Raw genomic sequence first — 22612 nt, 5'->3', positions numbered from 1 at the left:
CGTATTTTTTTCCCGACGACCGCCGATCGATCAGGGACCACCCGTGGCAGGCAGCCTTTCAGGATAGTTCCACATCGGGCCGGGCCGCAAGCGATGATTCCCTCAATTAGGCTTGAGACTATGAAGTCGACCATTTTCGAGCGATCCGTTCCCGCTGCCTCAACCGTGCAGCACTCCCTCGCCGGCACGAAGCACGCCCCGTTCTGGCTGGATGATCTGGTGGACCCCGGACGCTACCCGGCGCTTCAAGGCGATCTCGACGCAGACGTAGCAGTCGTCGGAGGCGGCTATTGCGGGTTGTGGACGGCGCTCAAGGCCAAACAGGCGAACCCCGACGCGCGCGTCGTGCTACTCGAGGCCAAGACGGTCGGCTGGGCGGCATCCGGTCGAAACGGCGGTTTCATGGAGGCCAGCCTGACCCACGGTGAAGACAACGGCGCCAGCCGCTGGCCGAAGGAGATCGATCGGCTGAACGAGTTGGGCTTCGAGAACCTCGATGCCCTGGAGCGCCAGATCGGCGCATTGGGCCTGGACTGCGAGTTCGAGCGCCCCGGCTCCATCTCCGTGGCCGTCGAGCCGTACCAGGTCGACCAACTGCGCCAGCTGGAGACCGACGCCGACAATGTCTTCCTCGACCGTGAGGCGTTGGCCGCCCAGGTCATCTCACCCACCTACCTCGCCGGAATCTGGAACAAGCGCAGCACCGCCCTCGTGCATCCGGCCAAGCTGGCCGTGGGGCTCGCGAAGGCTGCGACGGATGCGGGTGTGGAGATCTTCGAGAACACCAAGGTCGACACTTTGAACAGTTCCAGGAGCACCCCGACCGCACCCGTTGACGTGGTCACTGGCGGCGGTACGGTCCGTGCCCGGCGCGTCGCGCTCGCCACAAACGTATTCCCATCGTTGCTGAAGCGCACCAAGCTGCACACCGTCCCGGTGTACGACTATGCGCTGATGACCGAACCGCTCACCGACGAACAGATGGCGAGCATCGGGTGGGCCAATCGGCAGGGGCTGAGCGACATGGCCAACCAGTTCCACTACTACCGGCTGAGCGCAGACAACCGCGTTCTGTTCGGTGGTTACGACGCGATCTACCACTACGGGCGCAAGGTTGACCCGAGCTATGAAGACCGCACCGCAACCTACAGATTGCTCGCGGCCCATTTCTTCACGACCTTCCCGCAGCTGGAAGGCCTGAAGTTCTCGCATCGCTGGGCCGGCGCCATCGACACCAGCACCCGGTTCTGTGCCTTCTTCGGCCAGGCCAGACAGGGCCGGGTCGCGTATGCGGCCGGGTTCACCGGGCTCGGTGTGGCCAGCACGCACTTCGCGGCCGACGTCATGGTCGATTTCATGGCGGGGCAACGGACAGAGCGCACCCAACTGCAAATGGTGCGTCAGAGCGCCATCCCGTTCCCCCCCGAGCCGGTTGCCTCCATCGGCATCCAGGCCACCCGAATGTCCCTGAACCAGGCCGATCACAACCAGGGACGCCGCAACGTGATCCTCAAGACTCTCGACGCCCTCGGCCTCGGTTTCGACTCCTAGAAAAGGTACGAAATGGTTTCGACAGCACAGGCGGGTCAGGCAGCGCCGACCCAAGCGGTGAACGCGGCAGCGCTCCGGCTCGAGCACGAGGCGGTGCCGGCGGAGCAGAGTGTGGCGAACTCGCCCACAACCGGCTCCGCCCGCTTGGGTGAGTTCAAAGGCTTAGAAGTGGGCGTCTGGGAGATGTCGGTCGGCACCATGACCGACGTCGAGGTCGACGAGGTGTTCGTGGTGATTTCTGGTCGGGCGACGGTCACCATCGCGGGCCAGGACGAACCGCTCAACCTGGTCGCGGGTGACGTGGTCACCCTGCGCACCGGCATGGAAACCGAGTGGACGGTCACCGAGACTCTGCGCAAGGTCTACCTGGCGTAACGGCGAACCATCGCCGAGAGTTCGAAAGATGCTCGTGCGCCGCTATCGCTCGACCTCACGGCCGTCTTTTGACGCCAGAGGTCAGAGCCGAGCTCAGCGGATGCGCTGGCTCATCCGACGGGATGAATCATCTGACGCGCCGACTCAGCGGATGCGCACGGACAGGCAGGTCACGCAGCCCTCGAGTTTCTCGAACTCGCTGATGTCCACGGTGATCACCCGGTAGCCGAGGTCTTCGATCAACGCGACCGATTTCGGCGCTGATGTTGCCATCAGAACGGTGTCATCGGCCAGGATCACAACGTGCGCCCCAGCCTCCTCGGGCATATCCAGGTAGCGACCGAAGATCGTCGGGTCGTCGACAACCGGTCCGTAACCGATGACGGTGCCGTCGGGAAGGGCGGTGACGGCGCTCTTCAGGTGGAGCACGCGGGTTAGCGGCACCGCGACCACGGTGAAGCCGAGCGGTGCAACCAGTGCGCGCAACTGGCGAATGCCCTCGCCGTTGGTGCGCCCACCCCGGCCGACGAACACGGTCTGGCCGACCTTGAGCACGTCGCCGCCATCGAGGGTGCCTGGGGCCTCGATGCGCAGCACGGGCAGGCCGAGGCCGCGCACGGTCGCTTCGACATCGACGATTTCTCCCTGTCGGGATTCGGTGCCGGGGTTGGTGATCACCGCGGTGCGGCCAAACATCACGACGGTATCCTCGACGAACACGGAGTCGGCCATCTCGGGCGCCGGCGGAACCTCGACGGTTTGCCAACCGGCTTCGTGCAGGGCATTGACGTAGTTGTCCCACTGGCTGTCGGCGAGGTCGGCGTCGACGGGCACACGCTCGATGTGAGTGAGTTCCCCGGCGTTGAGGTTCGAAGCAGGTACTCGGATCAGCGCGGTGCGCCCCTGCCCGGCTCGGATCTGGGTTCCCTGGCGGAGCATTGCGGAGTAAACGACCCGCGCCAGGGTGGCGGTGAGAATTCCGGTGGCGAGCACGAACACCAGGTTGATGCCGATGATCGAGTCGAGCAGGGCGAGGAACAGTTCACCGGAGACCTCGGCCTTGGCGCCGACGACCGCGGTGATGATGTTGCCCACGACCACGGCGATGATGCCCGCGAGCAACCCGCCGACCAGTGCCGTGTACCACCAACGCAGCCCGCTGAAAATCGCCAGGACCGCTACCAGAATGAATACGAAGACGGTCGGCAGGGCGAAGAAGTCGCTGATCGGCAGAAGCATCTGGCTATTCGTCTGATTGCCGATGAACAGCGCGATCACAGTGATCGCGTGTGCGGCGAGCGCGACCGCCAGCGCGGAGACCCCCGATGCTGCGATTCGGCGTGCCCACGATTGGGGGGCGGTGGGTGAGAGCGCGGCGGTTGGGGCAGAAGTCATGACTTCGAGCCTACCGAACGCTCGCTGGGAGCGAACCCACACAATCTCTTGAGTTCGCTGGGATCCCTGGAAGCTGAGGATCAGTGGAAGAAGTGCCGTTCGCCGGTGAAGTACATCGTCACGTCGGCCGCCTGCGCCGCGGCGATCACCTCTGCGTCCCGCATCGATCCACCCGGCTGCACGACCGCACGCACACCCGCGTCGATCAACACCTGCAATCCGTCGGCGAAGGGGAAGAATGCATCAGATGCGGCCACCGACCCAGCCGCACGATCCCCCGCCCGCGTCACGGCCAGATGGCAGGAGTCCACCCGGTTGACCTGCCCCATGCCCACCCCGACAGCGGCACCCCCGGTGGCGAGCAGGATCGCATTGGACTTCACCGAACGGCACGCCCGCCAGGCGAACTCGAGGTCGGCCAGGGTCTCGTCCGAGGCGTGTGCCCCGGACATCCGTTGCCAACTCACCGAGGAGAAGCCGTCGAACGTGTCTGGAGTCTGTGCCAGCATTCCGCCGGAGATCTGTCGCAGTTCAACGGCGTCGCGCGCAAACACGGTGGGCAGCTGCAGCAGCCGCAGGTTCTTCTTCGCTGCCAGGATCTCCAGTGCGTCGGCGTCGAAGGCCGGCGCCACCAACACCTCGGTGAAGATCCCGGCGACCGTCTGCGCCATCGCGGCGGTGACGGTTCGGTTCGCGGCGATGACGCCGCCGAACGCCGACTTCGAGTCGCAGGCGTGTGCCCTGAGGTGCGCCGACGCGATCGAGTCTTCGGCCCCGGCCTGCGCCACGGCGATGCCGCACGGGTTGGCGTGCTTGACAATGGCCACTGCGGGTTCGTCGAAGTCCCACGCGGCACGCACCGCCGCATCGGCGTCGACGAAGTTGTTGTAGGACATCTCCTTGCCCTGCAGCTGGGTGGCCTGCGCGATTCCTCGCCCATTGGCGTCACGGTAGAGCGCGGCCCGCTGGTGGGAGTTCTCGCCATAGCGCAATGCCCGATCCTGCGTCGCTGTGAGGCTGAGTGCGGCTGGCAGCGCCGGAGGCTCTTCCCCGTCGCCCGCCGCACCCGACGGTGTCGGCACCGCGGCCTGGGTGCTGGAACGCAGGTCATCGCTGAGCGACATGCCTTGGGCGAACCAGCCCGCCACGGCGGCATCATAGGAGGCGGTGTGTGCGAACGCCTCGGCCGCCAGGCGCTGCCGTTGAGCGAGCGTGGTCCCACCGGCCGTCACCGCTTGGGCCAGGAGCGCATATCCCGCGGGCGACACGACGATCGCCACATTGGCGTGGTTCTTCGCCGAGGCGCGCACCAGGGTGGGCCCGCCGATGTCGATTTTCTCGATGATCTCACCACTCGGGGCACCGGAGGCGACTGTCTCGCGGAACGGGTACAGGTTCACAACCACCAGTTCGAAGGGCTGGATGCCCAGGCTCGCCAGTTGCGCTCGGTGTGACTCCAGGCGCAGGTCGGCGAGGATTCCGGCATGGATCGCCGGGTGCAATGTCTTCACGCGGCCGTCGAGCGACTCGGGAAATCCGGTCACCTGGCTCACCTCGGTCACCGGGTACCCGGCATCCTGGATCGCCTTCGCGGTCGACCCGGTCGAGACGATCTCCACGCCCGCACGGGTGAGCGAACCGGCCAGGTCGAGCAGACCGGTCTTGTCGCTGACCGAGATCAGCGCACGGCGCACGGGGATTCGTTCGGCCTGGTCGTACGGGCTTGTGGCGCCGGCGACCTTCCCTGCGGCCTGGGCCGTGGATTCTGGTTCGTGACTCATGCCGGTTTCAGCTCCCTGAGATTGATGGTGTTGTCTGCGATCTGCCGCACGCATCGCACGATGAGTTCGCGTTCGATCACTTTGATGCGGTCGTGCAGGGTCTCTTCAGTGTCGTTGGGGTGGACCGGGCACCTCTCCTGCGCGATGATCGGGCCGGTGTCCACCCCGCTGTCGACCACGATGAGGCTGGCCCCCGATTCTCGCACCCCGGCGGCCAGTGCGTCGCGCACGCCATGGGCCCCGGGAAACTCCGGAAGGTAGGCCGGGTGCGTGTTCACGAGGCGTGGAGACAATGCGTCGACCACCGATTCGGGCAACAGGCGCATGAATCCGCTCAGCAATACCAGGTCGGGTTGCCAGGATCTGATGACCTCGAGTAGCGCTTCGCCCCAGCTCTCCCGGTTCTCGAAGTCTGTGAACGGCACGACGAAGGTGGGGATGCCCCGCTCGTTCGCGTGCTCCAACCCCGACGCCGGCCGATCGGCACCCACCGCGACGACGCGGGCGGGGTAGTTCTCGGCTTGGGCAGCCTCGAGGAATGCACGCAGGTTCGACCCCGCGCCAGAGACGAGAACCAGCACTTTCAGCACGGGTCAAGCCTACCCGCGCGCGTGTGAGCCCTCGTCCGTCGCCGGATCCCCGGGCAGCGTTATCTCCTGGGTATCGGTGTCGTCGGCCGAGCTGGAGACGGGTGGGTCTGCGGGCTGGTATGCGGATTGCCAGACGGGCAGCCAGGAGGACCCATCCGGGGCACTGCTGGTACCATCACCGGTGTCGTTGGCGGAGTCATCATCAGCGCCGTCGGAGGCGGCTTTGGGCGGTGCGATCAGGGGTGTGCCGGTCTCGTCGTCGGCCCAGCCGAAGCCGGGTGCGGCACCTGATACGGCGTCTGTCCTGGCTCGCGCTCCCACGAGCATCCCCACCGCGGCCCCGATCCCGATCTCCAGTGCCGCGAATCCGGCGACCTGCCAGGGGTGCGGGCCAACCTCGACCAGCCGTCCGGGGCCGAGCGAACCGGCTGAAAACCATGCCAGGGCGCCGATTATGGCCCCGCCGACGACCCCTACTCCGACCCCGGCGCCGGCCTGCCAGCGCCAGCTTGCCATACCGGAGAGGGCACGAACCACTGCCGGGCGAAAAAGCACTCCGGCGAGAAAGCCTGCCAGCACGGGTACCAGCAGACCCAGGTAGCCGAGCGCCAACTGACCCTCCGGCAGTGCCCCGAGAATCGGGAGCGCCGGAACGGGCCCCAGTTGCGTTCCGAGTGGCGACACCGACGAGCCCACCCCGATTGAGAATCCCGGCCCGATCAGCCACGCCGCAGCCCAGATCACGAGGTTCGGCAGCAGAAGCAGTTGCGCACCTGTCAGTGTCGCTCCGCCAAGAACCCCGGCCTGCAGACTCTCGTACAACTGGATGATGGTGGCGTAGTTCAACACCAGACTGAACGCCACCGCCACCGCTGCCAGCGCGACGATGCTCGCTGCGGCCGCCGCACCTCCGGCGAGCACGGGTCGGGTCATGGCCCGCACCACAACCGGCACTCGTTCCCATTGGATGCGCACAAGGCGGCTGAGCGCGTCCTTCTGCTCGGCCGGTTGACGGTTGCGCACGAACGCCCCCGCGAGCACCCCGACCGCGTACACCAGCGCCGGCAATACGATTCCCTGCACGGCATTCACCTGCACCGCAGGGTCATTCGCGCTCCAGGTCACCAACGCCGCAATCAGGGCATACGTGCCGATCGCCACTGCAAGCGCCAGGGTGCGGTGCCCGCTGGCTGCCCCTCGGGTTCCGGCGCGCAGCCCGAAGAGCACTGCGACCAGCGCGAATCCGAGGGGGGCGAGCGTGACGGCGAACGCGCTCCCGGCCTCAGGCAGCCCCAGGGCCGTCGCGGTGGATGGGTCCAACGCGACCATCAGGTCCGTCCCGTGGCCGAGCAGCCAGGTGTCGGCGGCTGCGCGCCAGAAGATCGCCCAGTCGACCATCAGGTCGAAGTGAGTGGCCCAGAGTACGGTCAGTGGCACGAGGGCGATCCCGATGCCCACGGCCGCAGCAATGACCGCCTCCAGGGAGGCGAGCAGGGCAGCGGTCATCCGGTTCATTCGAATATGGAGCCTACTCCGGCCGAACGCGCATTCCCCGGTGGCGCGCCCGCCTTCCCGCCGCTCCTGTGGCTTCCAGTCGTTGTGGACCAGATGCAGAAGCAGATCGGAGCCGACGAAGCCCTGAAGCCGAGAAGGCGCCTCTGAAAAAATTGCCTAGATGGACTGGCTGTACCCGAAGAACTCGTGGTCATTGTTGTATCCGCCCTGGCCACCTCCGACGTCAGAGAAACTCTCGACGAATTCGATGCCCTTGATCCACTTGACCATTTTGAACCCGAGTTGAACCTCGTTGCGCAGACGCAACGGCGCGCCGTGGCCGAACGACAGTGCTTGGTCGTTCATGTCGTAGGCCAGCATCGTCAACTCATAGCTCATTTGTGCGATCGGTTGTGCATCGTAGTAGATTCCGCCGTCGGAACCGTCGGCGAACGAGTAGAACACCACCCACTTCGCTTCCGGTTTCGGCTTTACCACGTCCATGATCGCCTTCATCGAGACACCGCCCCACTTGGCCACCCCCGACCAGCCCTGAATGCAGTAGTGCTGGGTGATCTGCTCGTGATGGGGCAGCGCCCGCAGCTGCAGCAGGTCCAACTCAACGGGGCTCTCCACCAACCCGTTGATCCGCAACCGGTAGTCGGCGAAGTTTTTATCTCGCAACGAGTGATACTCCTTGCTCTCGGGATACTTGCCGTTGTGCCAGAAGTACGGCGAGATATCCTTCTCCGTGTATTGGCCGGGTTTGGAATCGATGTGCTCGAACAATCGCTGCGCCGGCCCGATCAACGCGTACCCAATCTTCTGGATCATCCGTGGATACCGATAGGTCACCGGTGTTGCCGCAACCCACGCGACGACGATGACGACCATGGAGGCGGTGAAGATCCAGAACCCGGCCCACGAATCGTCGTTGCGCATCGCGTACATGTGGTTGAGGTTCTGAAGCGCGCCGGTCGCCATCACCAAGGTCACATGAATGATGATGAAACCGACGAACCAGAGCATCACAAAAAAATGCAATGAGCGGGCGACCTGGATGCTCAACACTCGGCTGACCCAGCGAAATTTCGTGGACAACGCCGGAGACATCCCCAGCCCGGTGATCAACGCGAGCGGTGCGGCGATGAACACAGTGATGAAGTAGGCAATCAGCTGCAACCCGTTGTAGTTCGTCCAGCCCGTTTCCAACGGCCAATCCATCGACAGATATTGGATCGCCACCGAAATCGAATTGGGGATCACATCCCAGTGAAGCGGCACGAGACGCACCCACTGCCCGGTGCTGAAAATCAGGATGTAGAAGATGATGCCGTTCGCTAGGAACAGGGTGTCCATCCCCAAATGCCACCACCTGGCAAGACCGATGGTGTGCCGGCGCCCGGGCAGGCCGACGGCGGACGGCAACGAGATGGAGTCCTCCTTCGCCGTGTACAGCGGGTTCGGCGGGATCGGCTTCTGCATGCGAAACCAGTTCTTACCCGGGCCACTGTGCCGCGTCCAGTACAACCGTGGGTGGTCAGCCAGAATCTGCCACCCGGAGCGGATGATGAAAAATATCATGAATGCATTCAGAAAATGCTGCCACCCGACCCAGGCCGGAAAACCGACCGGCGCCCAGGCGGGCAACTCGGATGTCCCGGGGTACGTGATCAGGAAATCCTGTACGGCCGGGACCGTGCGCAACCCGCGTGCGACCGCGATCGCTGCGATGAGAAGCACAAATCCGATCGGAATGAACCAGAGCAGGTTGAACCACTTCGAGCGCCCGATCCGAATCCGTGGGGCAACACCGTACTGTGCCGGAATGCTGCCCGCCCACTCCGGGTCGATGACATCATGTTTCTTGCGAGTCAACTCAGAACGAAAACTGCCCAGGATCTCCGGCAATAGGTCGGGCGCCGAGGCGGGTAGATCGTCGGAAGTCGGATGTTTGCTGATCGTCATGTGCCGCTCCTCCGCCACCGGGAAATGGCGCCAATCCGAGAGATGGCTCTCTCGTTGTTCGGCAGACCGACAGACTCCAGTCGGATGGACGAGGCGTGGCCGGACACCTTCTCGGTAGTTCACCTAAAACGGTACTCGCCCCTTGTTTTCGTTGGCAGTGCGGCTGCGCTGTTTCGGACCGCACACCCCATTTATCGATAGCATCACTGAAGTGAGCAGAAACGGACGGTCTGACGTCCGCCACCACGACTTTACGGAGGCACCGTGCTGAAACTGGGTTTGAAGGCGTCTGCGGAGCAGTTCGCACCGCGGGAACTGGTCGAATTGGGGGTGATGGCCGAGGAGCATGGATTCGACTCGGTCACCGTCAGTGACCATTTTCAGCCGTGGCGTCACGAAGGCGGGCACGCGCCTTTCTCCCTGGCGTGGATGGCGGCGGTGGGCGAGCGCACCGAGACGATCCAGATCGGCACCTCGGTTTTGACGCCGACGTTCCGTTACAACCCCGCTGTCATGGCCCAGGCGTTCGCGACGATGGGCTGCCTGTACCCGGGTCGCATCATGCTCGGGGTCGGTACCGGTGAAGCACTGAATGAGATCGCGACCGGTTTCGTCGGTGAGTGGCCCGCGTTCAAGGAACGTTTCGCCCGGCTGCGCGAAAGCGTCGACCTGATGCGTGAGCTGTGGCTCGGCGACCGGGTCGACTTCGACGGCGAGTACTACCAGACCAAGGGGGCATCGATCTACGATGTTCCCGATGGCGGTGTGCCGATCTACATCGCCGCCGGAGGTCCGCTGGTCGCCCGATATGCGGGCCGCGCCGGAGACGGGTTCATCTGCACCTCCGGAAAGGGCATGGACCTCTACACAGAGCGCCTCCTGCCCGCCGTCGCCGAGGGCGCTGAGAAGGCCGGCCGCCAGCTGGCCGACATCGACCGGATGATCGAGATCAAGATCTCCTACGACACCGACCCGGCCGCCGCGCTGGAGAACACCCGCTTCTGGGCCCCACTGTCACTCACCGCCGAGCAGAAACACTCGATCGACGATCCGATCGAGATGGAGGCGGCCGCAAACGCGCTGCCGATCGAGCAGGTCGCCAAACGCTGGATCGTGGCCTCCACTCCCGACGACGCGATCGCCCAGATCAAGCCATACCTCGACGCCGGCCTGAACCACTTGGTCTTTCACGGCCCCGGCCACGACCAGAAACGGTTCGCCGACGAGTTCGCCCGCGACGTGATGCCCGGCCTGCGCGCGCTCGCCTGATCAAGCGCTGGCCTGATCCAGAACTGGCCGGCTCGGGGGTCACCCGGGCCGGCTCAGGCTTTGGCGGCTGCCTTTGTTGCCGCCTTGGCCGCGCGTTTGGTCTCGCGCACCCTCACCAGCGAATCGGCGTCAACAATGTCTGCAACCGAGCGGTGGCTGCCTTCTTCGCCGTAGCCGCCTGACGCCTCGCGCCACCCGTCGCCGGCGAACCCGTACTGTTTGCCGAGCAGGGCAAGGAAAATCTTTGCCTTCATCTCCCCGAAGCCGGGGAGCCCTTTCAGCCGACGCAGCACCTCGGCCCCGTCGGGCGCACCCTGCGTCCAGAGCGCGTCCGCGTCGCCGTCCCAGTCGTCAACCAACGTCTGGCACAGGCTCTGCACCCGCCCAGCCATGCTTCCCGGGTACCGGTGCACGGCGGGCGAGGTGCGAAACAGTTCCACCAGGGCCTCCGGCTCCCAATCGGCGATCGTGTGGGCGTCAAATGACCCCAGGCGCTGCTTGATCTTATGGGGGCCCGCGAAAGCGGTCTCCATCGGCACCTGCTGGTCGAGGAGCATCCCGATCAACAGCGCCAATGGGTCTTCGGACAACAAGCGATCGGCGTCTGCATCACCGGTGATGTGCACGGTGTTGGTCTGCCCGGTGTTGGTCAGCCCGGTGTTGGTCGAGTCGTCGTTGGTCAGGTCGTCGTTGGTCAGGTCGTCGTTGGTCAGGTCGTCGTTCGTCATGCCTTCCATCCTCCTCCATTCTGGAACCGCGGAGCAGAAGCGTGCGGGCACGAACGACGGCCGCGGGCCCGCCCGGCTGCAATCAGCCTGACCGGTTGCGAAAAAATCGGCAGGCTACAGGTCGGCGTAGAGGGCGAGCGGGTTTTCGACGGCATCGGCGACGAAGCGAAGCAGCCCGGCAGCCTCACCACCGTCGCAGACGCGGTGATCGAACACGATTGACAATTGCGTGAGCTGCCGCGGCACGATCTGCCCGTCGACCACCCACGGCCGTTCGATGATCCGGCCGAGCCCGAGAATGGCCACCTCCGGGTAATTGATGATTGCCGCCGACCCGTCGACGCCGAACACGCCGTAGTTGTTGATCGTGAACGTGCCGCCGCCGAGGTCGGCTGGTGTGGCTTTCCCCGAGCGTGCCAGTTCGGACAGCCGCACGATTTCGGCGTCGAGTTCGCGCACGTTCAGGGTGTGGGCGGCTCGAATCGCCGGAACGACAAGCCCGCGATCGGTCTGTGCGGCGAACCCGAGGTTCACCCCGTCAAATTGCAACTGCTCCCCGGAATCGGGGTCGATCCGCCCGTTCAGTGCCGGGTAGCGCTCGAGACCGGCAACCACGAATCGCGAGACCAGGGCAAGAACCCCCGGTGTGCGACCCGCGTCGGCGTTGAATTGACGGCGCAGATCGACGAGCGCGGTGGCGTCGACGTCGACCCAGACCGTCGCTTCCGGGATCTCGGTTCGGCTCTTCGCGAGCGCGGCCGCGACCGTGCGCCGAAACATGCTGGGCATCGTTCGGCTGCTGATAACCAGCCCACTGCGCGGATCGGTCTCGGGCTGAACGCTGCCGTGTTGGGGGGTGCCGTGTTGTGAGATGCCGTGTTGCGGGGCCCCGTGTTGCTGGTTCTCGGCCCGGTCCGATCCGTGCGACTGAGCCACGGATGCTATCGCCTGTTCCACGTCGCGGCGCATGATCGTTCCACCATCGCCGGTGCCGGTGATGGCGCCCAGCGTGACACCGTGCTCGCGGGCCAACTGCCTCACCAGCGGAGAGCTGACCCGTGGGGCAGAAACGTTGGCAGATTCGCTGACTGAGACCTCGTCAACAGTGATCTCACTGACAGAGGCTTCGCCGAACAGGGCATCGCCGACCAGGGCATCGCGTCCCGGGGCTTCAGCGACTCGGGCATGCTCGACACGCGAGCCCGTCGGAGTGCCGACCGGTGATCCTCGACGACGGCGTGTGCGACCGCGCGCGCCCGTGTCGGTCGTTCCGTAGCCGATCAGAACATTGCCCGACCCGGTGCTCTCCGCGGTCGCCTCGGCGGCCTCCCCCACGGCTGCAGGGCCCTCGCTGGATGGTAGATCGACCGAGAGGAACGGTTCTCCCACCGTGAGGGTCTCGCCCTCCGACCCGTGCAGGCCGACCACCACTCCCTCGAACGGTGAGGGCACCTCGACGATCGACTTGGCGGTCTCCACCTCGGCGATCGGCTCATCGACAGCCACCGTGTCTCCCACCGCGACCAGCCACCGCACCAGGTCGGCCTCGGTCAGTCCTTCCCCGAGGTCGGGGAGCCGGAATACTTGAAGCGACATCAGTCCTCCCACTGCAGGTCGTCGACGGCGTCGAGTATGCGGTTGACACTCGGCAGGTGGTAACGCTCGAGTTTGGGAGGCGCGAACGGAATGTCGAAGCCGGTGACTCTCTTCACCGGCGAGGCCAAGGAGTGGAAACAGCGCTCCGAGATTCTGGCCGAGATCTCACTGGCCACGGAGGCGAAGCCCGATGCCTCGGCAATCACGACGGCGCGTCCGGTTGACTCGACCGCCGCGCACACCGTCTCGTCGTCGAACGGGGTGATCGAGCGCATGTCGACAACCTGGAGGCTGCGGCCCTCTGACTCGGCGGCCTCGGCGGCCTCGAGCGCCACGGGCACACTGGTGCCGTAACAGATCAGGGTGGCGTCGGTGCCGGCCCGGCGCACCACGGCGCGCCCGATCGGCGGAACCGGCGCAGTGAGGTCGACGCTCTCCTTCGACCAATACAACTTCTTGGGTTCGAGAAAGACCACAGGATCCGGGAACGCGATCGCTTCGCGCATCAGCCCGTACGCATCCGACGGTGTCGCCGGCGCCACCACGGTGAGCCCGGGAGTGTGGGCGTAGTATGCCTCGGATGAATCACAGTGGTGCTCGACTCCGCCGATTCCACCGCCGTACGGGATACGAATCACTATGGGCAGCCGCACCGCACCCTGAGTGCGATTGGCCATCTTCGCCACGTGGCTGACCACTTGCTCGAATGCGGGGTAGGCGAAGGCGTCGAATTGCATCTCGACCACCGGCCGCATACCGTTCATGGCCATTCCGACGGCCATTCCCACGATGCCTGACTCCGCCAGCGGGGTGTCGAAGCAACGTTTGTCGCCGAAGCGTTCGGTGAGTCCGTCGGTGATCCGAAAGACCCCACCCAGGGCGCCGACGTCTTCGCCGAACATCAGTACCCGCTCGTCCTCCTGCATGGCATCGCCGAGTGCGCGGTTGATGGCCTGTGCCATCGATAAGGTCTCGGGCACCGATGCCGATATTCCAGAAACAGAATGTGTCGCCGAATCCACCATGGTCACTGTGCGTCCTCCCGCTCCAGTTCGTCCGCCAACAGGGCCGCCTGCTCGCGCAACTGGGGGGTCGGCACGCTGTACACGTGCTCGAACAAGACGGCCGGATCGAGCTCCACATCTTTGTTCAAGCCGTGACGCAGCACGGCCGCCTGCTCGTTCGCCTCGTGTTCGATCAGCTTCTGCAGGTCTGAGTCGAGCAGACCCGCGTCGGTCAGGTACGTCTTCATTCGGATCAGTGGATCCTTGGGGATCCATTCGGTCACCTCGCTCTGGTCGCGGTACCGAGCGGCGTCATCGGCGTTCGTGTGAGCTTCGATTCGGTAGGTGTGGGCCTCGACGAGGGTGGGGCCCTGTCCGGCGCGCGCCGAGGATATCGCTTCGGTCACTACTGCCTGCAGCGCGGCGAAGTCATTTCCGTCGACACGAACACCCGGCATCCCGTAACCGATCGCCTTGTGAGCGAGCGACGGCGCCTTCGTCTGCCTGTGAAGCGGAACCGAAATGGCGTACTGGTTGTTCTGCACCAGGAAGACCACGGGGGCGTTGAAGACGGCGGCGAAGTTGAGCGCTTCGTGGAAGTCGCCCTCGCTCGTCGCACCGTCACCGCACAGGGCCAGTACGACGGTCTTCTGTCCCTGCAGAGTCGCTGCGTGGGCTACCCCGACGGCATGCAACAACTGCGTGGCCAAGGGAGTGGCCTGCGGTGCAACCCGGTACTTGGTGGGGTCATAGCCCGAATGCCAGGTTCCGCGCAACAACACCATCGTCTCAAGCAGGTCGACGCCGCGTGCCATCACCGCGATCGTGTCGCGGTACGTCGGAAACAGCCAGTCCTCATCACCGAGTGCCAGCACGCTCGCGAGTTGGCAGGCTTCCTGCCCGTGCGATGACGGGTATACCGCCAGCCGGCCCTGACGCACCAGCGCCGAACACTGGTCGTTGATGCGACGGCCGATGACCATGCCTCGGTAGCCGGCGACCAATTGCTCGGCAGACGGCAGCGCATATCGCCGGTCGGGCTGTGGCCTTCCGTTCTCGTCTATCAGGCACACCGGATGCTCTGAAGGCAGCATCGCCCGCTCGCTCAGTTCTCCGATCGCCACATCCGGACGCATCTTTCCTCCATCGCAAAGTCAATTAGTATGCTCAATTCTCGAATCACTGCGCAGATGTTTCCACTGTCCCGACGAACTCAAGACGTTCGGTCTTAATCCACTCTAGAATCAGACAGAGTGACAATCATCGGATAGCTAAGGACGGGAGCGCGACAGGTGACCACAGAGTTGGATGCGATCGATCGGCAGATACTCTCCGAACTCACTCGAGACGGCCGCATGTCGGTTACGGCGGTGGCCGAGGCCGCGCACATTTCGAGGGCGAACGCCTACGCCCGCATCACTCGACTGACTCAAGAGGGCGTGATCCAGCGCTTCTCCGCAATCATCGACCCCGAGAAATCTGGCCTGCGGGCTTCGGCCTATGTCACCCTGAATGTGAGGCAGGATTCCTGGCGCGAATTGCGCCAGCAGTTGACGATGATCCCCGAGGTGCAACACATCGCGCTGGTCGGGGGCGAATTCGACGTCTTGCTGCTGGTGCGCGCCACGGACAATGCCGACCTGCGGCGAATCGTGTTCTCTGTGCTCCAGCCCATCGCAGGGGTGATCAGCACACGAACCCTGCTCATCTTCGACGACGTCGACGCCCGCTGACGGCGACAGGCGCCGTCACGGGAGCCTACGCTACCGCGGCCAGGTTGTACGAGGCCGAGACGAGGATCGGCATGTGGTCTGAATCGCCCGCGGGCAGCGTGCGAACGTTGCCAATGTTGAGGTCATAGGAGGTGGCGAAGTCGAAATGTCCGTTGAAGAACTTGTAGCGGGTATAGGTCGAGGAGTCACTCGCAGTCACTTCATAGCCGGTGTCACGCACTCGCGCGGTGAGGTTCTTCCGAAAGAACGGGTAGTTGAAGTCGCCCACCATCACCGTCGGCAAGCCCTCCCCGATGCTGCCCAGCTCGGTGTGCGCCGCGTGGATCTGCTTGCGCCTGAGCGAGTTCGATGCGGTCAACGGCGCGGCGTGGAATGAAGCCACAACTAGCGAGCGGTCGTTGGACTTGTCGATCATCCGCGTACCGATCAGTCGCTCGTGCGCCGGTGCCATCACATGGTCGTGAAGGGACTTCTTCAGCGCGAAGGTCTTGGTCTCCTCGGCGGTGAACCGGTCGAACCGATAGTAGATGGCCAAGCCCAATCGGTTCCGCTTCGTCGAATCGGCGAGTCGCAGACCCCCGACCGTGTCAGGCAGAGTGGTGGTGTCACATTCTTGGAGACAGAGCATGTCAACACTGAAACGCTGGGTCAGTTCGAAGAGTTCACCGATGGCGCGGTTCTCGCGCAAGTTATAGCTGATGATGTTGAACAGAAAGATTCACCCCATTGGCTGATTCGGCACGACGCCGATTATTTTCACAATAGTTTTCCGAGCTGGGTGCTCGCCGTATGCCACCTGTGCACACTGCCGTGTCGCCACAGCCGCATGCGCCCACGTGACGGGACGAAAGCCCCTTGAAATCGCACATCCCCACTTCGTGAATTCTAATGTAGCAATGGTCTCTGCACAATGATCGAGGAAACGTGTTCATCCCCACTTCGAGGGGACGCGACTCACGTGTTTTCTGGTGGTGAGGCCTCCGGCGCGATTTCGGGTGCGGTGGGATGCTCGAGAGATGAGTCCGTCGTTTTCACGGTCTGCTCTTCGAAATTGTGGCCGGAAACGTCGTCGTGACGGCCCAACGGCTGGCCGTCGTGCACGCGATGGGTGATCCGTTCAGACAGGAAGGAGACGATGAGCGCGCTGGAGGTTCCAATGATCGCCACCCCACCGATCATCAGTACGACACCAAACACACGGCCAAGCCAGGTGACGGGGGTGAAGTCTCCGTAACCCACAGTCGCGATTGTGACGCACGCCCACCAGACGGCATTGCCGAAAGTGATGATAGTCGCATGCGGTGCGCCCCGTTCGACTGAGAGCTCTGTCAGGGCGATGACGTACACAAACACGGCCGTGGATGAGATTGCGATCACCACCACGCGCGATCGCAATGCCGTGCCCCCATTGCCCTGAAAAGTTGGCATCCGGTTCAGCAGTCGTAACAGCCAGAAGAGGCGCAGAAGGGGCAACACGACCGAGGCCAGATGCACCTTGTGACTGCGCACGTACCCGGCTCGTCCACCTCGGGGCGTCATCGCAACTCGTACCGAGAAATCCACGATGAAGGCGACCCAGGCAGCGGCGAGCACCACGGCGAAGAACAGGTGAAGGGCCGCGGGCGCCTCAGGCGCGAGCACCAGGAACGAATAGGCCACGATGAACGCCACAGAAAGGACAAGCAACGGCCAGCGAGTTGTGCGCTCCCACCGGTCTCTGAATCGGATGCCCGAGGCCACACCGGCCCTTCGAGCCGGGGGCGCCGAGGGTGTGCCGCCGACCGGGGCAACGGGGCCATCGCTGTCGGGAGTCTCGTGCTCCGTTCGCCGCGCCATCAGGAGGTGTCACCGGCCGGCTCTGTCTTCGGTTCCGGCTGGGTCTCTGGGTTCGGCTCCGGCACGTGCGCGATCATCGGTGGTGCCTTCGACACGATCAGCCAGGCGGGAAGAATGGCGATGCACAGCAGCGGCAGCACGACGATGTTGCCGGCGACAGCTGCGCCGATGAAGAGGGCCAACCAGCCATCGCGTGCCACGGCCAGGACCATTCCGACAACTCCCGCGGAAACGGCGACGGTCAACGGTATCGACGGCAGCAGGCCGTTGGCCAGCACACCGATCGCCACGCCGATGAACACCGAGGGAAAGATGCGGCCACCGCGAAAACCGGCGGCGGCCGCGATCACCAACGCGACGGTCTTGACCACCACGATCAGGAGGATTTGGTCATTGCCGTAATCGCTGCGATCGGTCACCAGTTGGTTCATCTGGGACAGCCCCTTGAACATTGTGATCGGGCCGCCGACCGCCCCCAGCACGCCCAGGAGAACGCCTCCGAGCGTCACATAGAGCACCGGATTGCGCAATAGGCGAAGCCACCGGTGCACGTGGGGAAAGATGAACACAGCAACCAGGCCGAACGCAGCGGTGAGTGCCGCGATCACTGCGGCACTGAACAGGTCAAGAGGGGCAATCGCGGTGTAGGCGGGCATCACGATCACAAAGGTCGGGTGTGCCAGCATCAGCATGGTGATGGCGCCAGCGCCCGCCGCAACGAGCGGCAGAAAGAGCCGGTCCCAGAGCGCACCTCCCGCCGCGTACGATCCGACGAGACCCGTGAACACCAGGGCCGCAGCGACCGGTGTGCCGAACAGCGCGCCGATCGTGCCGGACAGCGTGACCATGACAACCAGTTGCGACGGCACCTTCGGCCAGATCTTGCCGACCAGAGCCACCAGGACGCCGATGTTGATGGCGATGATCGGATTCTCCGGGCCGAGGCTCACTCCCCCAGCGAGCGCCAGGACCGTCACCAGGACAACCGAGGGCAACGCTTGGAGCCGGAGCGTCGGCGCGAGTAGCTCCACCGTCGCGGAATCGTGTCCCCCGTGCCCGGGCACCAGCCAGAGCACAAGACCAACAGCCAGTCCGGTCAGGGAAAGTACACCGAAGATCCACCAGCCCGAGTTCGGGTCTACGCCAAGATTCGTGGGCAGAACCGACCAGATTCCGTGGTCGAGCAAGCCGGCAAGTTCATCCAAGCCATACAGGATCAATGCCGAGAGGACTCCCGCCAGAACAGCCGGAACGGCAAGCACGACCTGTGTTCGCACCGATGGCGCGGAATTCCCTTCATCTGGGGTCGTCATTGCGATACTCCTACTCAGGCGTCTTCGACCAGTTCTACCCGCAGCGACGCCGTGCGACGACATCCAAACCGGGTGACATCGGTCGGACTCGTCGCGCCATGTCACGCACAGGGGCGTCAGTTGAGACTCCGTGGGTTGCGCAGGCGATCAGAAGGCGCCACTCGCCGGCTTCTACTTCAAGAGCATCTTCAGCACAATGATCACCACACCGAACGAGGCCGTGACGACTCCCCCCAGTAGCCCGTACCAGACATTCTTGCGGCGCTGGAGAAGGGCCACGTACCCGTGCACGAACAGAATCCCCACCCCCGACCAGAGGGCGATGGTGATGGCCACGGCGTCCGGAACCCATTTGAGCCCTCCCAGCAGAAGAATGGCGACGGGAATCAGCGTCGAGGTGAGCAGGCCGACGGTGTGCGTCACTGATTCACGGAACGCATAGCGGAGCCCCACCTCGTGGCCGGCATGCACACCGTGCCCGGCGATCGTGCGCGCGTAGACGTGCGCTGCCCAGTAGATGACCACGGTCACCAGAACAATCAACACGACGTCCCATGGCGAATAGGTCGGCTCGTCAGTGGCGGCGATCAGCGCGGTGACAAGAATCGTGCCGTAGACGGACTCCTCGCTGCCGGTGATGGAATAGGCCCGCGCTCGGATCCTCCCCCGCAAACTGCGAGCGTGCCGAGGAGAAGCGGGCGGCGTCTGGGAGGAATCGGGCAATTCTCGGCTCATTCCCCTTGGTGCGGACACAACAGACTCCGGCGGTCGACCGAGGTCGCCCGTCCGCTCCAGAGTATCGGGATGCGAAGGATCCAACGTGTGTTCCACGGCGATCGTGCCTGCCACTTGTCTGCCCGGGCCCAGGCGAGTGAGGGTCGGCCGTTCACACGGCCGGGCCCTCACTCAGTCAAGAAGCGGAAGAACTACAGCGTCTTCAGCAACTCTCGCATCAGGTCGGCCGTCTCGCTCGGGGTCTTGCCGACCTTGACACCCGCGGCCTCGAGCGCTTCTTTCTTGGCCTGGGCGGTTCCGGCGGAACCGGAGACGATCGCTCCGGCGTGGCCCATGGTCTTGCCCTCGGGTGCGGTGAACCCGGCGACATAGCCGACAACAGGCTTGGTGACGTGTGCCTTGATGTATTCCGCGGCACGCTCCTCGGCGTCGCCGCCGATCTCACCGATCATCACGATGGCCTTCGTCTCTGGGTCGGCTTCGAACGCCTCCAGCGCATCGATGTGGGTGGTACCGATGATCGGGTCGCCCCCGATACCGATCGCGCTCGAGAAGCCGAGATCGCGCAGTTCGTACATCATCTGGTAGGTGAGCGTACCCGACTTGGAGACCAGCCCGATCGGGCCCTTGTGAGTGATGTTGGCGGGCGTGATGCCGACCAGGGCCTCGCCCGGGGTGATGATACCGGGGCAGTTGGGGCCAATGATGCGGGTCTTGTTGCCGGTGGCCACGGCGTGGGCCCAGCACTCTGCGGTGTCTTGCACGGGCATGCCCTCGGTGATGACCACGAGCAGTCCGATGCCGGCATCGATGGCCTCCATCATTGCGTCCTTGGTGAAGGCCGGCGGCACGAAGGCGATCGAGACATCCGCACCGGTCTTCTCCATCGCCTCGGCGACCGAGCCGAACACGGGCAGCTCGACGTCACCGTGGGTGACAGTGGTGCCGGCCTTGCGCGCGTTCACTCCGCCGACGACCTGGGTGCCGGCCTTCAGCATGAGTGCAGTGTGCTTGGTGCCCTCGCCGCCGGTGATGCCCTGCACGATGACGCGGGAATCCTTGTTGAGGAAGATTGACATTGTTGTTCCTTCAGTCCTTGGGGTTCGTGGGCGTCAGCGGGCGGCGTTGGCGAGTTCGGCAGCCTTGGCGGCGCCCTCGTCCATCGTCGCGGCCAGGGTGACCAGTGGGTGTGCCGCCTCGTTCAGGATGCGGCGACCCTCTTCGACGTTGTTGCCGTCGAGGCGCACCACCAGCGGCTTGTTCGCGGCGTCGCCCAGTTTGGCGAGCGCGCCGACGATGCCATGGGCAACCGCGTCACAGCTGGTGATTCCGCCGAACACGTTCACGAACACACTCTTCACCTGCTCGTCGCCGAGGATGACGTCGAGCCCATTGGCCATCACGTCGGCAGATGCGCCGCCGCCGATGTCGAGGAAGTTGGCGGGCTTCACGCCGCCGAAGTCCTCGCCCGCGTATGCAACCACATCCAGGGTCGACATGACGAGCCCTGCACCGTTTCCGATGACCCCGACGGAGCCATCGAGCTTGACGTAGTTGAGGCCGGCGGCCTTCGCCTTGGCCTCGAGCGGGTCTGCAGACGCCGCATCTTCAAGGTCGGCATGGTTCGGGTGGCGGAAGTCGGCGTTCTCGTCGATCGTGACTTTGCCGTCCAGGGCGATGATTTCGCCGTCCTCGGTGAGCACGAGCGGGTTCACCTCGACGAGGGTCGCGTCCTCGCCCGTGTACACGTCATACAGCGCGACGATCACCGGGGCGACCTTGCCGATCAGCTCTTCTGGGAACTTCGCCGCCCGCGCGATCTCTTCCGCCTTGGCCAGATCGATACCGGCCAACGGGTTCACGTCGATGCGCGCCAGCGCCTCAGGACGCTCCACCGCCAGAACCTCGATCTCCACGCCGCCCTCGACGCTGGCCAGCGACAGGTAGGAGCGGTTGGCGCGGTCCAGCAGCACCGAGAAATAGAACTCCTGCGCGATTCGTGCGCCACCGGCGACCATCACCCGGCGCACGACGTGCCCCTTGATGTCAAGGCCCAGGATTTCGCGGGCTGCCGCCTCAGCCTCATCCGCGTTCTTGGCGACCTTCACGCCGCCGGCCTTGCCGCGGCCACCGATCTTCACCTGCGCTTTCACGACGACCACACCGCCGATCTTCTCTGCGGCTGCACGAACCTCCTCAGGAGTGTCTGCGATGATGCCCGGCAGAACCGGAACCCCGTAACTCTCGAACAGGTCTCTGGCCTGATACTCGAACAGATCCACGCTTATCCAATCCACGGCTGGCGCACGGTCAGGTGCGCATAAAGTTGCGTATGAACGGCGAATTTTCGGCAGAACAAGTCAATGCCCAGAACCCTTCGCCATAAGAACTCTATTACGTCTTGCGCGAGGACTATAAACATTGACAGGGAATCGGACGCTCTCTCTCACCGACATCGGTGCCGAAGGGATCCTTCTTGCGGGAGGCGCACGCGCGATCCTGCTCCAGGTGGCGAACCCGCACGTCGGGCAGGGCGTGGCCGGGCACAGCGACTTCTCCTCCCGTCCGCTCGACCGGCTGAAGGCGACCATGACCTACGTCTACGCCGTGACCTACGGTACCGACGACCAGAGGGCCGAGGTGGTGCGCCGGGTCAACCGGGCGCACGGCCCGGTGCATGGGTCGCCGACTCCAGTTGCCGGGCCGGCAGGGTCTGAACCGGTCGGCTACAACGCGTTCGACCCCCAGTTGCAGCTGTGGGTGGCGGCCACCCTCTACGAAACCGCCGTGTCGGTCTACCAACGGGTCTTCGGATCGCTCGATGCGGAATCCGCCGACCGCATCTACCAGGACTATGCCGTGCTCGGCACGAGCCTGCAGGTTCCGGCCGGTTCCTGGCCGGCGAATCGCATGGAGTTCACCACCTATTGGAACGGCCAGCTCGACTCGCTCCTCATCGGAGCCGCCGCACGCCACGTGGCCCGTGATCTGTTCCATCCCACCGGGGCACCATGGTGGCTGCGAGCGCTGCTGCCATCGTTGCGCTTTGTGACCGCCGGGCTGTTGCCGCCCGGCGTGCGAGCCGACTATGGGTTTCGCTGGGATGCGCGAAGACAACGCCGCTTCGATCGCGCAGTGCGTATCATTGCAACGATCTACCCCCCGCTGCCTCGCCGCCTGCGCTTTCGTCTGCGCGACCGCTGCCTGGCTGCTCTCGACCGCAGTCTGCACGCACGCTGAATCT

Annotated in this window: 20 protein-coding genes; 5 read left to right on the top strand and 15 right to left on the bottom strand. The window is 64.4% G+C overall.

The window, feature by feature from the left end; all coding sequences use genetic code 11:
- The first annotated feature begins 120 nt into the window (after positions 1-120).
- Positions 121-1551, top strand: coding sequence for an FAD-binding oxidoreductase (locus DL891_RS11990; RefSeq protein ID WP_111720673.1), 1431 nt, complete (start codon positions 121-123; stop codon positions 1549-1551).
- 12 nt (positions 1552-1563) lie between these two features.
- Positions 1564-1926: a cupin domain-containing protein gene (locus DL891_RS11985; protein WP_111720672.1), complete on the top strand. Its 363-nt coding sequence runs from the start codon at positions 1564-1566 to the stop codon at positions 1924-1926.
- Between the two features lie 144 nt (positions 1927-2070).
- On the opposite strand, the gene ddaH is transcribed toward DL891_RS11985, so the two are convergent.
- The 5 genes from ddaH to DL891_RS11960 all read right to left on the bottom strand — a co-directional run bounded on the left by ddaH (position 2071) and on the right by DL891_RS11960 (position 9154).
- Positions 2071-3321 carry a dimethylargininase gene (ddaH, locus tag DL891_RS17735; RefSeq protein ID WP_111720671.1) on the bottom strand — a complete coding sequence of 417 codons (1251 nt, stop codon included), beginning with the start codon at positions 3319-3321 and terminating at the stop codon, positions 2071-2073.
- A gap of 80 nt (positions 3322-3401) precedes the next feature.
- The gene (purH, locus tag DL891_RS11975; protein WP_111720670.1) at positions 3402-5102 is read right to left on the bottom strand and encodes a bifunctional phosphoribosylaminoimidazolecarboxamide formyltransferase/IMP cyclohydrolase; all 1701 of its coding nucleotides are present in this window, start codon (positions 5100-5102) and stop codon (positions 3402-3404) included.
- A complete protein-coding gene (gene purN, locus DL891_RS11970; protein ID WP_111720669.1) occupies positions 5099-5692 on the bottom strand; it encodes a phosphoribosylglycinamide formyltransferase in 594 nt (197 codons plus the stop codon). Before purN ends, purH begins: the two co-directional genes overlap by 4 nt.
- Positions 5693-5701: 9 nt before the next feature.
- Positions 5702-7198, bottom strand: a complete 1497-nt coding sequence (locus tag DL891_RS11965; RefSeq protein ID WP_111720668.1) for a DUF6350 family protein — start codon at positions 7196-7198, stop codon at positions 5702-5704.
- A 165-nt stretch (positions 7199-7363) separates the two neighbouring features.
- Positions 7364-9154 carry a molybdopterin-dependent oxidoreductase gene (locus tag DL891_RS11960; protein WP_111720667.1) on the bottom strand — a complete coding sequence of 597 codons (1791 nt, stop codon included), beginning with the start codon at positions 9152-9154 and terminating at the stop codon, positions 7364-7366.
- 264 nt (positions 9155-9418) lie between these two features.
- Here DL891_RS11960 and fgd point away from each other — a divergent pair, with 264 nt between their 5' ends.
- Positions 9419-10423 (top strand): glucose-6-phosphate dehydrogenase (coenzyme-F420), encoded by a 1005-nt coding sequence (gene fgd / locus DL891_RS11955; RefSeq protein WP_111720666.1) that lies wholly within the window; start codon positions 9419-9421, stop codon positions 10421-10423.
- 53 nt (positions 10424-10476) lie between these two features.
- Here the strand turns inward: fgd and DL891_RS11950 are convergent, their stop codons facing one another.
- From DL891_RS11950 to pdhA, 4 genes are all read right to left on the bottom strand, one after another.
- Positions 10477-11151, bottom strand: a complete 675-nt coding sequence (locus DL891_RS11950; RefSeq protein ID WP_111720665.1) for an HhH-GPD-type base excision DNA repair protein — start codon at positions 11149-11151, stop codon at positions 10477-10479.
- 114 nt (positions 11152-11265) lie between these two features.
- Positions 11266-12747 carry a dihydrolipoamide acetyltransferase family protein gene (locus DL891_RS11945; protein WP_111720664.1) on the bottom strand — a complete coding sequence of 494 codons (1482 nt, stop codon included), beginning with the start codon at positions 12745-12747 and terminating at the stop codon, positions 11266-11268.
- Complete coding sequence (locus DL891_RS11940) at positions 12747-13772, bottom strand: alpha-ketoacid dehydrogenase subunit beta (protein ID WP_111720663.1); 1026 nt, start codon at positions 13770-13772, stop codon at positions 12747-12749. The genes DL891_RS11945 and DL891_RS11940 overlap by 1 nt, the downstream gene beginning before the upstream one ends.
- 2 nt (positions 13773-13774) lie before the next feature.
- On the bottom strand, positions 13775-14887 hold the full coding sequence (gene pdhA / locus DL891_RS11935) for a pyruvate dehydrogenase (acetyl-transferring) E1 component subunit alpha (RefSeq protein ID WP_111720662.1): 1113 nt from the start codon (positions 14885-14887) through the stop codon (positions 13775-13777).
- A 156-nt stretch (positions 14888-15043) separates the two neighbouring features.
- Here pdhA and DL891_RS11930 point away from each other — a divergent pair, with 156 nt between their 5' ends.
- Positions 15044-15484, top strand: coding sequence for an Lrp/AsnC family transcriptional regulator (locus DL891_RS11930; RefSeq protein ID WP_232819138.1), 441 nt, complete (start codon positions 15044-15046; stop codon positions 15482-15484).
- A 25-nt stretch (positions 15485-15509) separates the two neighbouring features.
- Here the strand turns inward: DL891_RS11930 and DL891_RS11925 are convergent, their stop codons facing one another.
- The 6 genes from DL891_RS11925 to sucC form a co-directional block, all read right to left on the bottom strand.
- The gene (locus DL891_RS11925) at positions 15510-16172 is read right to left on the bottom strand and encodes an endonuclease/exonuclease/phosphatase family protein (protein ID WP_232819137.1); all 663 of its coding nucleotides are present in this window, start codon (positions 16170-16172) and stop codon (positions 15510-15512) included.
- A gap of 266 nt (positions 16173-16438) precedes the next feature.
- The gene (locus DL891_RS11920) at positions 16439-17320 is read right to left on the bottom strand and encodes a potassium channel family protein (protein WP_111720660.1); all 882 of its coding nucleotides are present in this window, start codon (positions 17318-17320) and stop codon (positions 16439-16441) included.
- Positions 17320-18633 carry an ion channel protein gene (locus DL891_RS11915; RefSeq protein WP_111720659.1) on the bottom strand — a complete coding sequence of 438 codons (1314 nt, stop codon included), beginning with the start codon at positions 18631-18633 and terminating at the stop codon, positions 17320-17322. The genes DL891_RS11920 and DL891_RS11915 overlap by 1 nt, the downstream gene beginning before the upstream one ends.
- Before the next feature lie 171 nt (positions 18634-18804).
- Positions 18805-19305 (bottom strand): hypothetical protein, encoded by a 501-nt coding sequence (locus DL891_RS11910; RefSeq protein WP_157962488.1) that lies wholly within the window; start codon positions 19303-19305, stop codon positions 18805-18807.
- A 254-nt stretch (positions 19306-19559) separates the two neighbouring features.
- Positions 19560-20447, bottom strand: a complete 888-nt coding sequence (sucD, locus tag DL891_RS11905; protein WP_111720657.1) for a succinate--CoA ligase subunit alpha — start codon at positions 20445-20447, stop codon at positions 19560-19562.
- A gap of 33 nt (positions 20448-20480) precedes the next feature.
- Positions 20481-21650 carry an ADP-forming succinate--CoA ligase subunit beta gene (sucC, locus tag DL891_RS11900; protein WP_111720656.1) on the bottom strand — a complete coding sequence of 390 codons (1170 nt, stop codon included), beginning with the start codon at positions 21648-21650 and terminating at the stop codon, positions 20481-20483.
- 139 nt (positions 21651-21789) lie between these two features.
- Here sucC and DL891_RS11895 point away from each other — a divergent pair, with 139 nt between their 5' ends.
- Positions 21790-22608, top strand: coding sequence for an oxygenase MpaB family protein (locus DL891_RS11895; RefSeq protein ID WP_232819136.1), 819 nt, complete (start codon positions 21790-21792; stop codon positions 22606-22608).
- The last annotated feature ends 4 nt before the right edge of the window (positions 22609-22612 follow it).

This window comes from Homoserinimonas sp. OAct 916 (genome assembly GCF_003260275.1).
In the GTDB taxonomy this organism is placed as follows: domain Bacteria; phylum Actinomycetota; class Actinomycetes; order Actinomycetales; family Microbacteriaceae; genus OACT-916.
This window is presented reverse-complemented; position numbering and strand designations above follow the sequence as displayed.